This window comes from Shewanella sp. 433 (genome assembly GCF_059338565.1).
Window position 1 is genome coordinate 2,062,132 of record NZ_CM181703.1, and the last position, 15,543, is coordinate 2,077,674.

Genomic DNA, 15,543 nt, shown 5'->3' on the forward strand with positions numbered 1-15,543 from the left:
AGTTTGGTATTACTTGGATTTGGCTGGTTCAATGGCATTTATTTTGGCTTTAAATGCTTGGCGAGTTTGTTCATTGGCTTGTTGATACCAAAAATCGAGCATCTGACTAATATTAATCTGAGTTGTATTATCAGGGCTGTCAGTTACTGAAACCTGTGTTGCAGTCAAAGATGTTGCTATAACTTGTGGTTGCATCTTGATGGCTGCAGCTGCTGCGCTGAGGTTATATTGATTGATCTCCTCTCGGTAATTACGACCTATCTGGATACCATCTTTAGTTAGGGTATCAATACGATAGTCGATTTGTTGGCCATTGTCGTCGATGATGCTGACCTTGGGGTGTTGGTTAAATTTATCTGCATCGCTAGTAGAGTTAATTTTGGGCAAACTTATTTTGTATTTTGCATTTTGCCCGGTGAAAGTCACAATGACAGCTTCAGATATAAAGCGTTGATTTTGCCCTTGATGGCGAAAGTTAGCTAGGTATTTGAATACTATCTGCTGCTCGCCATCCTCTGCGGTTAAGTTGGTTGTGTCAGTTTCTTGTGCATTGAATAGTAATGGCTTAGTGTTAGCCGGTAAGCTGACACTGATAGCTGCTAAGGTTGTTGGCGCTATGAGCATCGCACTGAGAAGCCCTAATTTAGAAAGTAATGGATACGGTATTTTCATATAAAACTCAGATAATGATCAGCTCACAATTATATAGCACTTAAGTCAGATGTTGAAAATGACAGTTAAAAATCATGGACAACAATTTGTCCAGTGTGAGGTATTAATAACAGTAATTTAAATGCGCTAGGGTTATAATTTATCTCGGTTTATTGATGGAGAGTGCCGTGCTAACCAAATTGTTGGTAACCTTGTTAATTATTGCTGGTGCATTATTTTATGTTCGTAAACCGGCGCGTTATGAGCAGACTGAAACCGCCACTCAATTTGGCCAGCGACTGCTATTTCGTTATGTTGCCATGGGCTTTGTCGTGTTTGCGTTGCTCGGTAGCGCGCTGTATTGGTATTGGACTTGGCAAGATGGGGAGCAGGTTGTTAGCGTTAGCATTGTTTCACCTTTAGAGGATAAAGTTAATATCTATCAAGTGCATAAGCGGGATATAAAAGATAATGAGCTCACTACAGTCGATGGTATTAAGATCCGCTTGTCGACTCAAGAACGGATAATTATTGCGCCAGTCGATGTCAAATAACACAATTTCTGTCGCGTAAGTCGGTATCAAACAACATCACATGTAATTGCTGATAATTAAGTTATCGCAGATGCCACTAGTTTTATCTTAACTGCTAGCCAATTGTGCTTGATTCGGTACAATAAAGATTCATTCACCCTGCGCTTCGATGGCACCCCTTTTTCATCAGAGTGTTTTTTCAGGAGGCCATATGATCACAGCTTATGTCTATGAAGAGAATAAGTTATCTATTATCGAATTGAACGTCCAAGACAGCGTTCCTGATGGGACATTATGGCTAGACCTGTTCAAACCCGAAGATGATGAACGTGAGTGGTTACGAGGCTATTCATCAGAAGAATTGCCTGAAGAGGAAGATATTAACGAGATTGAGGCTTCGGCGCGTTTTTATCAAAATAAAGATGGTTTACACATCAACTCTTTGTTTCCCCAGCGTGTTGGACAAGACGTAAAAGGCGTCAACATATCATTTAACCTTCGTAGTCATTTTTTGGTGACGTTACGTGAAGACGATGTCGGCCTCATTCGTTTACTGCGTAATTACCTGCGTTTGGGCAGGTTGGATGTGAAAACCCCGCAAGCGTTATTTTTAGAGTTGTTTAATCTAAAAGTGGACTACCTATCTGATTTAATTGAGGATGTTTATTCTGTTCTCGAAAATGTCGGCGATCGAGTATTTGAAAGTGATGAACTTGACGATGTGTTTAAGTTAATTACTTTACAGGAAGATTCTAACGGTAAAATTCGCCTTAGTTTGCTCGATACCCAGCGCTCGCTGCGTTATATGCAGCGCTATTATCGTGGCAAGCTAACAGATGATGATTTAAAAGATCTACGTGAGATGTTGTCTGATATTGAATCCCTGATGCCACACAGTCAGTTTATTTTCGACAAGCTAAACTTTTTGCTCGATGCTGCTATGGGCTTTAGTGGTTTGCAGCAAAATAAGATTATTAAAATCTTCTCGGTTGCAGCGGTCATTTTCCTGCCACCGACCGTGATAGCGAGTGCCTATGGAATGAACTTTGCTAATATGCCAGAACTGAGTTGGCAGTGGGGCTATCCGATGGCGATTTTGATGATGTTTGGTAGCGCTGCATCAACTTACTTTTTCTTTAAGCGTAAGGGCTGGCTATAGCGAGTGGCACTTAATGGTTAACCCTGTAGTTAAGAGTTGATTTTACTCTCTTTAATTACCTTAAGTTGAACTACTTGGGCTTTATTATCTCGAAATCTTTGTGGCTCCGTTATGACCTGATTCAGCGAAGTGAATTTGTCATTCATTAACTTTAATGTCAAAAAGCATTTTGCATATGGATTACTACAGCGCGACATCTGTAAGCTGAGATTATGCTGCAATGATTCTAGCTGCGCACGTGTATTGGGCGCAGCTTCATCAATAAGTGCTTGATTTAGATTTTTTTGCAGCGCAGCCAACTGTTCAGGCGCATGTTGTGCAAGCCAGTGCAAACTATCAAAGTCTGGAAGTTCAACCATATTCCCCAACCTGTCTTTAGTGCTTATCGCTCGACTAATCTGCTTTATTCTAGTCGCAGATAGTCAATAACGGTAAGCTGTTCCTTGAGGTTTGGATATATCTCAAGGGCGCTGACGGTCGGTTACCTTATGATTTAGCTGAGTTACCAAAGTAATAACTTACCCTTTCTCTAGGGCTCAGATAATTGTGGATTTTTTCTGGCAAGGCTGATGGGGCAATACAGCGAACAATGGTTAAGCCTTCGGTCTCTAAATCGACGATAGGGGCTTGATCTTTCGGGACCTGCGCATCATAAACCAAAATTCTTGGAAATAATATTTTTTCTAAATTAACCGCCATCACTATGGCAAATTGTCCGCTAGACAGTTCGACAATACTGCCGGGTGGATAGATGCCGAGCATTTTGATCAACTTACCAATGGCGTCTTGATTAAGCTTTTGTTTATAGTTTTTATATATATAAGCCAACGCTGCATAAGGGGTTCGAGCCTTTATTTGACCATCGGGATGGCAGAGCTGATCATAAAGATTGATCGCCGCGACCAATTGCGTCGGTAGGCCTATGCCTTCTTGTTTTAGCCCACGTGGATAGCCTGAGCCATCTAAAAATTCATGGTGGTCACGTACGATGTCCATTGCGTTAGCAGGGAAGTTATCTGCTAACCTTAATAGTGCCACCCCCATAGTAGGATGCTGTTTAATAAAATTAATTTCAGGTTGAGTCAGCGGAGTTTTCTTGCGCATTAATTGTGCAGGTACTTTCAGTTTGCCTATATCATGAAATAAGGCGCCGAGTCCGACCGCTTCAATATCTGCTCGTGACCATTGCAACTCTTTTGCGACCATCATAGAAAGTACTGCCACATTGAGCGAATGATGATAGATGCCGTCATCGTCTTTGGCATCGGCCATAAGGTGCAAGACTAAGTTATCTGAATTAAGTAGTTGCTCTGCTATATCACTCACTAGCTCTTGTGCATCATTAATGGCGTTGAGTGGGCGCAGTTGTAATTTGGTGATCAGGCTGCGCATCATGGCAACCGAGCGACCGAACTGTTGTTCAGTTTTTTGTAGATCGCGCCTGAGCCGTTGCAGGTATTCTATTCTGTTTAATTTATTTTGGTTCATCTGGGCACTTAGCACATCAAGCTTTTTGTTGGTTTTAGTGTCGTCGATTTTCTCCGTGACGACTTTGCTCAATGGCGGTACGCTGCTTTTATCTAAGTCGACAAATACAAATTCGATGCCTAAGTTTTTAATTAATTCTATCTGTGTGTTCTGTTTGAGTTTGAATGAGTTAAATAGAAAGGGATGCTCTTTCCATGAGACAGGTAATCGCACGAAATTGCCTGTTTGTAGTTGATTAACATTGACTTTACAGCTTTTGCTCATGTGATGATTAGTTTGCCTGAATGTGACCGGGTATTTTATATGAAGCGGATGACTTTACAATTCATTAGGCTATGTTGCAGTAAAGATGTAGGCAAAATATATTGAAACAGAGAATGTTATCACAGGAATGCGATAACAATGCTTCATCGTGCAATTCGGTAGTGATGCTTAGTTAGGCAAGAGGAAGCATGATAGTGATAACATTCCCTGAGTGACAATTTGGATTGTTACTCAGGGAATGTTTAATTACACCAGTGAATTTGTTGATTAGCGATTAAAGAGGGATGGTGATAATAAACTTGGCACCTTCAAGAGCTGATGTTTCAATTGCCATATGGCCATTATAGCTGATGACGATTTCATGACAGACAGCGAGGCCGATCCCTTGACCCGGTTTTTGCGTATCGGCGCGCACACCTCGCTCGATGATACGTTGGCGGATACTGTCAATAACGCCGGGGCCATCATCTTCAACGATCAACACAAACTCACCGTTGTCGCTGTAATAGGCACTCACCGTTACTTGGCTGATACACATCTTAAAGGCATTTTCCATTAAGTTGCCACATAACTCCATTAAGTCGCCTTTATCGCCAGGGAAAACCTGCTCTTTAGGGATGTTAGCGCTAAAGCTAATCTGTTTATCACGATAGACTTTAAACAGCATTTGCGCGAGTTGATCAACTAAAGGGGCGACGGGAGTTTGTTGCCGCTTAAGCCCTTTACGTCCAAGCATGGCACGCTTTAATTGATATTTTACTAGCTGATCCATTTGGCTAACTTGTTGCATGATCTTTTCGCTAGCGCTGTTTTTATCCAGGCTGGCATCATCGGTAATAGCATGTACTGCGGCCAAACGTGTTTTAAGGCTGTGGGCTAAGTCATTCATGGCATTTTGGTAACGTTCTTGCTGGGCGCTCGATTGCTGTAACAGTTGGTTGAGTGCTTGTGTCACGCCCTCAAGTTCGACCGGATAATCGTTCGATAATGCCTTGGCCTTACCACTGCTGACTTGTTGTAACTCGTTACGCAGGCGTACTAATGGCCGCATTCCCCAATAAGCAGCACTGATTAATAATACGAATGCTAAACCCAGTACCATGGCGAGGCGCCAATAGGTGCGTCGGCTGAACTTATCTAGTTCTTGCTCTAATTTTTGTGCATCTTTCATCACCAATAAGTTGTATTTATTTTTGGCGATTTCGACCGACAGTAAATAGACAAAGTAATTTTTATTATCAGCTAGGGTCAGGTAGTAAGGCGGGGCATCATGTCTAATATGGTTAAAGCGCTCGCAGGTATCGAATAAACCACGATCGGCAGCTAATGATGAGGTCCAAACTTGCGCGAATGCTTCATTACAACTAGCGATAATATAACGCTCGGGGGTGTTATTTTCTGTCAGCCATTGGCTGTCATCTGGGATCAGGTTGTTTTCTTTTAATTCTGCGGCGACTTTGGGGATCTCTGCGATCAACTGCGCCGTCTCTTCATTATAATTATTTTGAGCATAGAGAATATTAACCAGCCAAGCTAAGCCAAAGCCCACTAAAGCAATAATGGAGAGTGAGGTCAGGAATAACCGCGTCAGCAGGCGGCGTTTGAATTTGAACTTTAACTGCATACGAGATTAAACTTATAGCCTTGACCACGGATGGTGGCTATGGGGTTGTCTAAATCACTCTTAGCGAGTTTTTTTCGTAGGCGGCTGACCATCACTTCAATGGTATTTGGGTCGCCCTCTTTATCGCCATAAATCACATCCAAAAGGCGCTGCTTGGCGACAACCTCGTGACAATGGCGCATGAGGTATTCTAATATTTGATATTCAAATGCGGTCACCTCCATTGGCTCTCCATCGAGAGTGACTTGTTTAGCGGCTAAGTCTAATTGCAGTGGACCACTGGTAATTTGTGGTTTAACAAACCCAGCACTGCGGCGCACGAGTGCATCTAAGCGTGCGACCAACTCCTCTTTTTGAAACGGTTTAACCAGGTAGTCATCGGCGCCTGCATTTAAGCCCTCGACTTTATCTTGCCAGTTGACCCGTGCGGTCAAAATAAGGATAGGGGCTTTAAGCCCGGCCTGTCTTAAGGTGTGAATAAGGCTAATGCCATCTTGGTCGGGTAAGCCTAAATCGACAATGGCCACATCGATTGGATAATTGGTTGCTTGATAAAATCCCTCTTTGGCGGTGAGGGCCACTTGAACCTTATTGCCTAAATCACTCAGTTGTACATTGAGGTGATGGGATAAGATGGGATCATCTTCAACAATCAAAATTCTCATTCGCGTGGGCCTTAATGTTATGGGTGAGTTTATTTTAGTGTAACCACTTCTATTGCTCATGCTAATTGAGCTAAGCCGTTAAAGCCATTAGTTTATAACCGTTTAACTTAACCGTTGCTGACTTACCTTGCAGCGACTAACTTAATATTATCAATTGCCTTGGAGACTAAGCGTTTTATCACCTATGAATTTAGGCCACTAATGGTTAGAATCGCGTCAATATTGAATAATAGGACTATTCTATGCCTTGGCTTAACGCTGTTGTTATACTATTTGTGTGTTTATATTTACCGACAACATGGGCGACGGGCTTCACGTTTACCGCGATCCCTGATGAAGATGAAAGCCAATTACAGACCCGTTTCGATAAGGTTGCGCGCTACCTAGAAGCAGAGCTTGGGGTCGAGGTTAACTATATTCCGGTTAAGTCTTATGCCGCAGCCGTTACAGCCTTTCGAAATAATCAAGTGCAGTTAGCCTGGTTCGGTGGCTTGTCGGGTGTGCAAGCTAGGCGTTTAGTGCCTGGCTCGAAGGCTATTGCCCAAGGTTTTGAAGATCAATCGTTTAAAAGTTATTTTATTGCCCATCATTCAGTGCAGTTAATGCCATCGAACCATTTTCCTAATTTAAACGGTTACACTTTTACCTTTGGTTCTAAAGGTTCGACGTCGGGTCGATTGATGCCGCAATTTTATATTGAGCGCAATATGGGCAAAAAGGTCGCCGATATCTTTACTCGGGTAGGCTTTTCTGGCGATCACAGTCGGACTATTGTCCAGGTTGAAGCGGGGGCTTATCAGGTGGGCGCGGTCAATTATAAGGTGTGGCAAAGTGCGGTTGCGAATGGGCAAGTAGACACAGGTAAAGTGCGAGTCATCTGGGAAAGTCCCAGTTATCCCGATTATCAGTGGACGTTACGCGCAGGGGTTGATGAAACTTATGGTGCAGGTTTTGGCGACAAAGTAAAAATGGCACTGCTGAACATGGATCAACCTGACTTATTAGCGAGTTTTCCTCGGCAAGCTTTTGTCGCAGCCGATAATGAAGATTATGAGCCCATTGCCACAGTGGCGGTTGCCATTGGTTTATTAGATTAGGCTATGCTAACAATCAAAGATCTGTCGATAAGTTACGGCAATAAACGGGTGCTCGATAAGTTATCATTGACGCTTCACCCTAGCGAGAAACTGGCGATAGTCGGCGAGTCTGGTGCAGGAAAATCAACGCTACTTAACTATATTTATCAGCAGCTTAAAGATAAATCGGCTTTGTGTGCTCAATCACAAGGCCTAGTGGATGCCCTCAGTGTCTATCACAATGTTTATATGGGTGGGCTCGCGCGCCATCACTGGGTGTATAACATCGCCAACTTAGTGTGGCCGATGGCGACGCGGCAGGTTGAAGTGGACAAGCTTTGTCAGGCGTTATCGCTTGATGTGGCGTTAACGACTAAGGTATCTGCGTTATCTGGAGGCCAGCGTCAACGTGTCGGGTTAGCACGCGCCTTGTATCAGCAACAAGCGGTGTTTATAGGGGATGAAGCGTTTTCTGCGCTCGATCCTATGATGGCCAATCGATTGGTGGAGCAGGTGATAGCCCAGCACGATGCTGTCGTGATGGTGCTACATGATCGTTATCTGGCACTGAATCACTTCGACCGTATTATTGGCCTGCGTGATGGAAAAATTGCCTTGGATAGGCCGGCTAAACACTTGAACGAGCATGATCTGGCCGTTTTTTTTGATAATAGCTTAGACAGCGCCGCCACGGCGCGTTCACATGCCTAACCCGTTAAGCTTTATTGGCCCTTGGCAAGGTTTAACCTTAGCACTTTGGGCAATGGCTTTGGGCTGTAGCTATTTTGCCGATATTACCATTATCTCTCTCGATCCTTGGCATGAGCTATCTCGTATGCTGCTCGCCATGCTTACCCCAGATTTTTTCGCTACAGAATCAATTATTAACGCCTTATGGTTAACCGTTAGTTTTGCGCTGCTTGGTGTCAGCGTGGGGTTACTCTTAGGTTCGCCCTTGGTGTTGATCTATCATTTGCCTTGGGTGTCCGGTGTTTGCGCCATGGTGCGAGGCATTCATGAGATATTTTGGGCGTTACTGTTTTTACAACTGTTTGGCTTATCACCACTGACCGGAATACTGGCCATCGCCTTGCCCTATGGCGCGACTTTCGCCCGAGTGTTTCATGATATTTTACAACAATCACCTAGCACGACGCTCGAGAGCCTGCCTGCTAAGGTCGATAATATTAGCCGCTATTGTTACGGCAAAGTGGGACATGTTTATCCATTAATGCTGGCTTATATCCGCTATCGATTTGAGTGTGCACTGCGCAGCAGCGCAGTACTGGGTTTTATTGGCATGCCGACGCTAGGGTTTTATCTTGAAACTGCATTTAGTCAGGGAAATTATCAAGAAGGGGCGGCGCTGCTGATCTTATTTGTGCTGTTGATCGGTACCATTTCATGGTGGGCTCGTAGCCTGCTGTTGCCTTGGTACTTATTGGCGGCGCTGTTAACACTGCCGACAATAACCGTGTTAGATAGCCAATTAATTTGGCAATTTATTAGTTATGATCTACTACCCCCCGGGCTGCGCGGTATCGTTCATCACCAGATTGAGCTTAGCCAAGGGTGGTGGCAATTTAGCCGCTGGTGGCAGCAGCTAACCTTTGAGCAGGTGTTACCAGGGGTTGGTGCCACATTGGTGTTAGCCTTATGTGCATTAGGCGCAACCCAATTATTGGCGCTGGTTGGATTTTATATCGCTAGCGGTTATCGCGGCAGTCGTTGGAGTGCTGCGCTGGGGAGAGCTGTGCTATTGGTGCTGCGCTCGTTGCCTGAGTATTTATTGGCGTTCATTTTTATGTTGCTGCTTGGTCCCTCTATGTTGCCAGCCATCGCTGCACTGGCGCTGCATAATGGGGCCTTGATTGCCTACTTAGTGGTAAGGCAAGAGGAGATACTTAAGCCCAGCGGTACCTACCAGTGGCGAGCCGATCATTTTGCTTTTGAGATCTTACCGCGCATCTATCCTAACTTGATGTCGTTGCTGTTTTATCGCTTTGAAGTGATATTAAGAGAAACGGCCATTTTTGGTGTATTAGGCGTCGCCACTTTGGGGTTTTATATCGATAGCGCCTTTGCCGAAATTCGCTACAGTAATGCGCTGTATTTACTTATTATTACGGCATTAATGAATGTGATTGTTGATCATATCGCGCGGCGATTATTAGCCAATAGGCTACCCCAAGGGGTTAACCTAGGGGCACCATCTTGTGTGGCTTAGCGTTAAGGTTTCAGTAAAGGCTGGTGCTTTGCTAAAGCTTACGCTAAAACGCCGCGAGCCTTTTATGATGCTTTTAATTGTGATATATCCGGTGTTGTAGATAGTAGTGGTGGTTCAGATGTCATATCACATTGATGTTTTACTTCCAGAAACCGTCAATCGGCTGAATCTGGCACAGGGCTAGTCGTTTGTGAGCTAGCCACCTGTGGATGAAGTGGTTATGTCGCCTAAAGGATATGCCCAGATTTATTGAGGATAACACCAAGCGAGTTAGAGGAAGTCGCTCGGTGTCTGTCTGCTCCAAATACGGCTATAGGCCATCAGCTGTGGATAGAAAGTCCGAAATGCAATTTCGATCTCGATATCCATTTTGATGACAGTGTCTACCGCGCCGTTAAAAATATCAGGTTTTGATACGCGCTTGGCAACCGAGGTTATCGCTCGATGTAATCCCTCTTGAGCTTGGTAGGCCACAAGCCAATTTTGCTGGCGCATGGCGGGAATAATATCAAGCAGCGTTTGGGGCAGGTGGGGCGTGCTTTCTAATGTTGTATAGGCGTGCTCTGCAAACTGGCTTAATGATTGGTTATGGTATTCATCCCAATATTTGGCCAGCATATGATCAAAGGCTAAATCGATTAATATCGGCGCAGCCCGTTGCAATTGCGCCGGGAACGCGGCGCGGAGCTCTTTGGTCAGCTCGTGACTGTCGGTAAGAGAATCAATCTGTCTGTGTAACCAAATACCTTGTTGTAATGGTTTTGGATGGTCAATGATATTGCCTTTAGCAAAGTCACCTGCCAAGTTGGCGCCCAGAGAAGTGTTACTGTTGTCTGCGAGATGAAGATGAGCCAAAAAGTTCATTAGATATGATGTATTTTCTTTGTTAAAGCAGGTTTTTCACGTTATCATGACCGCTGGTGCTAAGGAACCTTTATTTTATGCAGAGTGAGCGTACGATGCAATCATAGGCAACTTAAGGATGTGCACCCAGTGAGTTTCCCTTCATATTAACTATTATCGGTTTTAAGGATCATGGATGATGTTTAACTGGTTTTCGAAGCTATTAGGTAAAAAGGAACAATCGCAACGTAAACGTGTGCAGGTTGATATTCCGATAGAACAACACAGTTATCGTAAAGCTTTTTTTGACGTCAAACCTCACCAAGTTAGCGTCAAAGAGGATGAAAGCACTAACTAGTGGGTTTGCCTTGATCTTCTCTGTTTCTGCCAATAGACTAGCGGCCGATTTATGTTAAACAGAGACTAACTATGCGTGTTGCCGATTTTTGTTTTGACCTTCCTGATGAACTGATCGCTAGGTATCCTATGCCCGATCGCAGTAGTTCACGTTTATTGACTCTTGATGGCAGCAGTGGCGAGCTTGCCGATAAACAGTTTACCGATATTTTACAGATGGTGAATCCAGGCGATCTAATGGTGTTTAACAACACCCGGGTGATCCCCGCACGCCTATTTGGTCAAAAGCAAACTGGCGGAAAATTAGAGATATTGGTTGAGCGTATGCTCGACGATAAACGCATCTTAGCCCATGTTCGCAGCTCAAAATCGCCCAAGCCCGGTAGCATAGTGTGCCTCGACGGCGGTTATGAAATGACCATGCTTGAACGTCACGATACGCTGTTTGAACTTGCGCTTAACAGTGACAAGACCATTTTAGAGGTGCTCGAAGAAGTAGGGCACATGCCATTACCGCCTTATATCGATCGCCCAGACGAAGATGCCGACAAAGAGCGCTACCAAACGGTTTACAATCAAAATCCAGGCGCGGTAGCAGCGCCCACCGCGGGATTGCATTTTGATGATGCCTTGCTTGCGGCTTTAAAAGATAAAGGCGTCAATATCGCCTTTGTGACTTTACATGTCGGCGCTGGAACCTTCCAACCTGTGCGGGTGGATAATATCCTCGAACATAAAATGCACTCAGAGTGGGCTGAGGTTTCGCAGCAAGTGGTTGATCAAATCACGGCCACCAAAGCGGCGGGTAAACGCGTGATAGCTGTGGGCACCACGTCAGTACGTTCACTGGAAAGTGCAGCGAAAGCCAGCCAAGGTGAACTGCAACCTTTTAGTAGTGATACCGATATCTTTATTTATCCAGGTTATGAGTTTCAAATTGTTGATGCCATTGTCACCAATTTTCATCTGCCAGAGTCGACCTTGATTATGTTGATTAGCGCATTTGCCGGTTTCGACGAGGTCAAAAACGCCTATCAGCACGCGATCGCTCAAAAATACCGCTTTTTTAGCTATGGCGATGCCATGTTTGTGACTAAAAAACCGAACTCATAAGTGATTTTGCTTTAAAATACCTACCCACTATTTAAAGTGGGTATTTTTTTATGTTTTTTCAGGTTAAGGGTTGATACTCAATTGTTTGCCCTTATCTCTATTGTTCATTCGTGTCTAAAACCATAGGCACAATATTGGTGTCAGACTGTTTCTCTGGCGAGGTAAATTATGAAATTTGAATTAGATACAACCGATGGTCGTGCACGTCGCGGTCGTTTAGTGTTCGAACGTGGTACTGTCGAAACGCCTGCGTTTATGCCTGTTGGTACCTACGGTACTGTGAAAGGGATGACACCTGAAGAAGTGCGTGCTACTGGCGCCGATATTCTGCTGGGAAATACCTTTCACCTTTGGTTACGACCAGGCGAAGAGATCATGCGCAAGCATGGTGACTTACATGATTTTATGAACTGGCAACGTCCAATCCTGACCGACTCTGGCGGGTTCCAAGTCTTTAGTTTGGGTGATATTCGTAAGATCACCGAAGAGGGGGTGCATTTCCGTTCGCCAATCAATGGTGAGAAGATTTTCCTCGATCCTGAAAAGTCGATGCAAATTCAAGACTCGCTTGGCAGTGATGTGGTGATGATTTTTGACGAATGTACGCCATATCCTGCAACTGAAGATGAAGCGCGTAAGTCAATGCAGATGTCTTTGCGTTGGGCTCAGCGTTCGCGCGATGAGTTCGATAGACTGGAAAACCCCAATTCCCTCTTTGGTATTATCCAAGGCGGTGTATACGAAGATTTACGTGATGAAAGCCTAGATGGGCTAGTTAATATTGGTTTTGATGGTTATGCCATCGGTGGTTTAGCGGTTGGCGAGCCAAAGGAAGATATGCACCGTATTTTGGAGCATGTGTGCCCTAAAATTCCAACCGATAAGCCACGTTACTTGATGGGGGTCGGTAAGCCAGAAGATTTAGTTGAGGGCGTACGTCGCGGCGTAGATATGTTTGACTGTGTTATGCCAACACGTAATGCTCGCAATGGTCATCTGTTTACCAGTGAAGGCGTTATCAAGATCCGCAATGCGCGTCATCGTGATGACACTTCACCACTTGATGCTAAATGTGATTGTTATACCTGTAAGAATTACTCACGGGCGTACCTGTATCATTTAGATCGTTGCAATGAAATTTTAGGAGCACGTTTAAATACCATCCACAACTTACGTTACTACCAAATGTTGATGGAAGGTTTGCGTGGCGCAATTGAGACAGGTACATTAGACGCCTTTGTTGAGGAGTTCTATACCAGTCAAGGTCGTGAAGTTCCTAAGTTATCCGATTAACACTTACAGCTAATAAGAAGAGAGAACTATGTTCATTTCAAATGCATATGCAAACGCAGCAGGCGCACCAGCAGGTGGTGGCACCATGGAACTGATTTTCATGTTGGTCATTTTTGGCTTGATTTTTTACTTTATGATTTTCCGCCCACAATCAAAGCGCGTTAAAGAACATAAGAACCTAATGAGCTCATTGAGCAAAGGTGACGAAGTGTTAACCAGCGGTGGGATCTTAGGTAAGATCGCGAAAATCAGTGATGAAAATGATTACGTGTTACTTACCATCAATGAAACCAGCGAAATCACAATTAAAAAGGATTACATTGCGGCTGTTTTGCCTAAAGGGTCGATTAAGTCACTTTAAGTTGTAAATAAGTCACTTTAAGCCAAGAGGGCGATGGTGTGTTAAATAAATACCCAATGTGGAAAAACCTAATGGTGATGTTCATCATCGCCATAGGTGCTTTCTACGCAATACCAAATTTATTTGGTGAAGACCATGCAGTGCAAGTGGTCGCGACACGTGGTGCCGAAGTTAGCGTATCGACTCAGACACAAGTCAATGAGTTATTGTCGACAAAAGGCATCGAAGTTAAGCGCTCTGAGCTGGAAAATGGTCAACTGTTAGTGCGTGTGGCTAATGCGGATCAACAATTACTCGCTAAAGAGGCCATTGCGGACTCACTCGGTGATAAGTATGTTGTCGCGCTCAACTTAGCCCCGGCAACGCCAAAGTGGTTAGAGTCACTGGGCGGTAGTCCAATGAAGCTAGGTCTTGATTTACGTGGTGGTGTGCACTTCTTAATGGAAGTGGACATGAGCGAAGCGATTCGTAAGATGACCGAGGCTAAAATCGCCGATTTTAGAACCGATCTTCGCAGCGAAAAAATTCGTTATGCCGGTATCCGTAATAGCGCTAAAGGCATTGAGATTAAATTCCGTGATGCCGATAGCCTTGCTAAAGCTGAACGTTTTCTCAAGACGCGCAGTAACGACATGGTGTTCAGCGATATCTCATCGAATGACAACTATTTGTTACTAGCGAACATGAGTGAAACTTACCTTAAGCAAATTAAGGAAGAAGCACTGCAGCAAAACATCACTACATTGCGTAATCGTGTTAACGAGTTGGGTGTGGCAGAACCTGTGGTTCAGCGCCAAGGGGCTGAACGCATCATCGTCGAATTGCCTGGTGTTCAAGATACCGCACGTGCCAAAGATATTTTAGGTGCAACGGCGTCAATTGAGTTCCATATGGTTGACGAAAAAGCCGATGCGGCTGCGATTGCCAGTGGGCGTATCTCTGCAGGATCGCAAGTCTACAATCGTCGCCAAGGCGGTCAAGTGGTGCTGCAAAAAGCGGTCATGCTAACCGGTGATCATATTCAAGGTGCTCAACCTAGTTTTGATGAGTACAGCCGTCCACAAGTGTCGATTAACCTCGATGCTAAAGGTGGAACTATCTTCTCAAATGTGACCAAAGACAACATCGGCAAGCCGATGGCGACCTTGTTCATTGAGTATAAAGATAACGGCGAGAAAAACCCTGACGGCAGCGTAAAGATGGATAAAATTGAGGAAGTGATCTCAGTGGCGACCATTCAAGCGCGTTTGGGGCGTAACTTCGTCATCACAGGCCTAGATCATGCCGAAGCGCAAAACCTAGCCTTGCTGCTACGTGCTGGTGCGTTAATTGCTCCTGTATCGATTGTTGAAGAGCGTACGATTGGTCCAAGCCTTGGTGCTGAAAACATCGAAAACGGTGTTCAGGCAATGGTATGGGGTATGGCGGTTGTGCTTATCTTCATGCTGGTCTATTACCGTGGCTTTGGCTTGATAGCCAACCTTGCGTTAACGGCTAACCTAGTGATGGTGGTGGGCGTGATGTCGATGATCCCTGGCGCGGTGTTAACCCTGCCTGGTATTGCTGGTATGGTGTTAACCGTGGGTATGGCTGTTGACGGTAACGTGCTTATTTATGAGCGTATTCGTGAAGAACTTCGCGCGGGGCGCAGTGTGCAACAAGCGATACACGAAGGCTATGGTAATGCGTTTTCAACCATTGCTGATGCGAACATCACCACCTTTATGACAGCGTTAATTCTATTTGCTGTGGGTACCGGTGCCGTTAAAGGCTTCGCGGTGACACTGATGATAGGTATTGCCACGTCGATGTTTACCGCAATTGTCGGCACTCGCTCTATTGTGAATGCGATATGGGGTGGTAAGCGCGTGAAGAAACTGTCTATTTAA

General features: G+C 44.6%; 16 protein-coding genes. 10 read left to right on the plus strand and 6 right to left on the minus strand.

Annotated features, from left to right (window positions below; genetic code table 11):
- Window positions 1-9 precede the first annotated feature (9 nt).
- Window positions 10-672: a YccT family protein gene (locus AC5YB1_RS09055; protein WP_494518897.1), complete on the minus strand. Its 663-nt coding sequence runs from the start codon at window positions 670-672 to the stop codon at window positions 10-12.
- A 167-nt stretch (window positions 673-839) separates the two neighbouring features.
- On the opposite strand from AC5YB1_RS09055, the gene AC5YB1_RS09060 reads away from it, so the two are divergent.
- Together AC5YB1_RS09060 and corA are read left to right on the plus strand one after the other, a co-directional pair.
- The gene (locus AC5YB1_RS09060; protein WP_494518898.1) at window positions 840-1,205 is read left to right on the plus strand and encodes a hypothetical protein; all 366 of its coding nucleotides are present in this window, start codon (window positions 840-842) and stop codon (window positions 1,203-1,205) included.
- Window positions 1,206-1,395: 190 nt separating this feature from the next.
- Window positions 1,396-2,343 (plus strand): magnesium/cobalt transporter CorA, encoded by a 948-nt coding sequence (gene corA, locus AC5YB1_RS09065; protein ID WP_494518899.1) that lies wholly within the window; start codon window positions 1,396-1,398, stop codon window positions 2,341-2,343.
- Window positions 2,344-2,372: 29 nt separating this feature from the next.
- Here the strand turns inward: corA and AC5YB1_RS09070 are convergent, their stop codons facing one another.
- The 4 genes from AC5YB1_RS09070 to AC5YB1_RS09085 form a co-directional block, all read right to left on the minus strand.
- Window positions 2,373-2,702, minus strand: coding sequence for a DUF3135 domain-containing protein (locus AC5YB1_RS09070; RefSeq protein WP_494518900.1), 330 nt, complete (start codon window positions 2,700-2,702; stop codon window positions 2,373-2,375).
- 127 nt (window positions 2,703-2,829) lie between these two features.
- Entirely contained in the window at window positions 2,830-4,095 is a 1,266-nt protein-coding gene (locus AC5YB1_RS09075) for a cyclic di-GMP phosphodiesterase (protein ID WP_494518901.1), read from the minus strand.
- 274 nt (window positions 4,096-4,369) lie between these two features.
- Window positions 4,370-5,719 (minus strand): ATP-binding protein, encoded by a 1,350-nt coding sequence (locus tag AC5YB1_RS09080; protein WP_494518902.1) that lies wholly within the window; start codon window positions 5,717-5,719, stop codon window positions 4,370-4,372.
- Window positions 5,710-6,384 carry a response regulator gene (locus tag AC5YB1_RS09085; protein ID WP_494518903.1) on the minus strand — a complete coding sequence of 225 codons (675 nt, stop codon included), beginning with the start codon at window positions 6,382-6,384 and terminating at the stop codon, window positions 5,710-5,712. The genes AC5YB1_RS09080 and AC5YB1_RS09085 overlap by 10 nt, the downstream gene beginning before the upstream one ends.
- 242 nt (window positions 6,385-6,626) lie before the next feature.
- Here AC5YB1_RS09085 and AC5YB1_RS09090 point away from each other — a divergent pair, with 242 nt between their 5' ends.
- Genes AC5YB1_RS09090 through AC5YB1_RS09100 form a run of 3 tightly spaced genes read left to right on the plus strand, consistent with a single transcriptional unit; the run spans window position 6,627 to window position 9,687 of the window.
- Entirely contained in the window at window positions 6,627-7,481 is an 855-nt protein-coding gene (locus tag AC5YB1_RS09090; protein WP_494518904.1) for a putative selenate ABC transporter substrate-binding protein, read from the plus strand.
- A gap of 3 nt (window positions 7,482-7,484) precedes the next feature.
- A complete protein-coding gene (locus AC5YB1_RS09095; RefSeq protein WP_494518905.1) occupies window positions 7,485-8,171 on the plus strand; it encodes an ATP-binding cassette domain-containing protein in 687 nt (228 codons plus the stop codon).
- On the plus strand, window positions 8,164-9,687 hold the full coding sequence (locus tag AC5YB1_RS09100) for a PhnE/PtxC family ABC transporter permease (RefSeq protein ID WP_494518906.1): 1,524 nt from the start codon (window positions 8,164-8,166) through the stop codon (window positions 9,685-9,687). The genes AC5YB1_RS09095 and AC5YB1_RS09100 overlap by 8 nt, the downstream gene beginning before the upstream one ends.
- A 270-nt stretch (window positions 9,688-9,957) precedes the next feature.
- Here the strand turns inward: AC5YB1_RS09100 and AC5YB1_RS09105 are convergent, their stop codons facing one another.
- A complete protein-coding gene (locus AC5YB1_RS09105) occupies window positions 9,958-10,551 on the minus strand; it encodes an acyl carrier protein phosphodiesterase (protein WP_494518907.1) in 594 nt (197 codons plus the stop codon).
- Between the two features lie 175 nt (window positions 10,552-10,726).
- Here AC5YB1_RS09105 and AC5YB1_RS09110 point away from each other — a divergent pair, with 175 nt between their 5' ends.
- The 5 genes from AC5YB1_RS09110 (at window position 10,727) to secD (ending at window position 15,543) form a co-directional block, all read left to right on the plus strand.
- Window positions 10,727-10,888, plus strand: a complete 162-nt coding sequence (locus tag AC5YB1_RS09110; RefSeq protein ID WP_162924207.1) for a hypothetical protein — start codon at window positions 10,727-10,729, stop codon at window positions 10,886-10,888.
- Window positions 10,889-10,959: 71 nt separating this feature from the next.
- On the plus strand, window positions 10,960-12,000 hold the full coding sequence (gene queA / locus AC5YB1_RS09115; RefSeq protein ID WP_494518908.1) for a tRNA preQ1(34) S-adenosylmethionine ribosyltransferase-isomerase QueA: 1,041 nt from the start codon (window positions 10,960-10,962) through the stop codon (window positions 11,998-12,000).
- 168 nt (window positions 12,001-12,168) lie between these two features.
- Entirely contained in the window at window positions 12,169-13,293 is a 1,125-nt protein-coding gene (tgt, locus tag AC5YB1_RS09120; protein WP_494518909.1) for a tRNA guanosine(34) transglycosylase Tgt, read from the plus strand.
- 28 nt (window positions 13,294-13,321) lie between these two features.
- Window positions 13,322-13,654 carry a preprotein translocase subunit YajC gene (gene yajC, locus AC5YB1_RS09125; protein WP_028773077.1) on the plus strand — a complete coding sequence of 111 codons (333 nt, stop codon included), beginning with the start codon at window positions 13,322-13,324 and terminating at the stop codon, window positions 13,652-13,654.
- Between the two features lie 38 nt (window positions 13,655-13,692).
- Window positions 13,693-15,543: a protein translocase subunit SecD gene (gene secD, locus AC5YB1_RS09130; protein WP_110458858.1), complete on the plus strand. Its 1,851-nt coding sequence runs from the start codon at window positions 13,693-13,695 to the stop codon at window positions 15,541-15,543.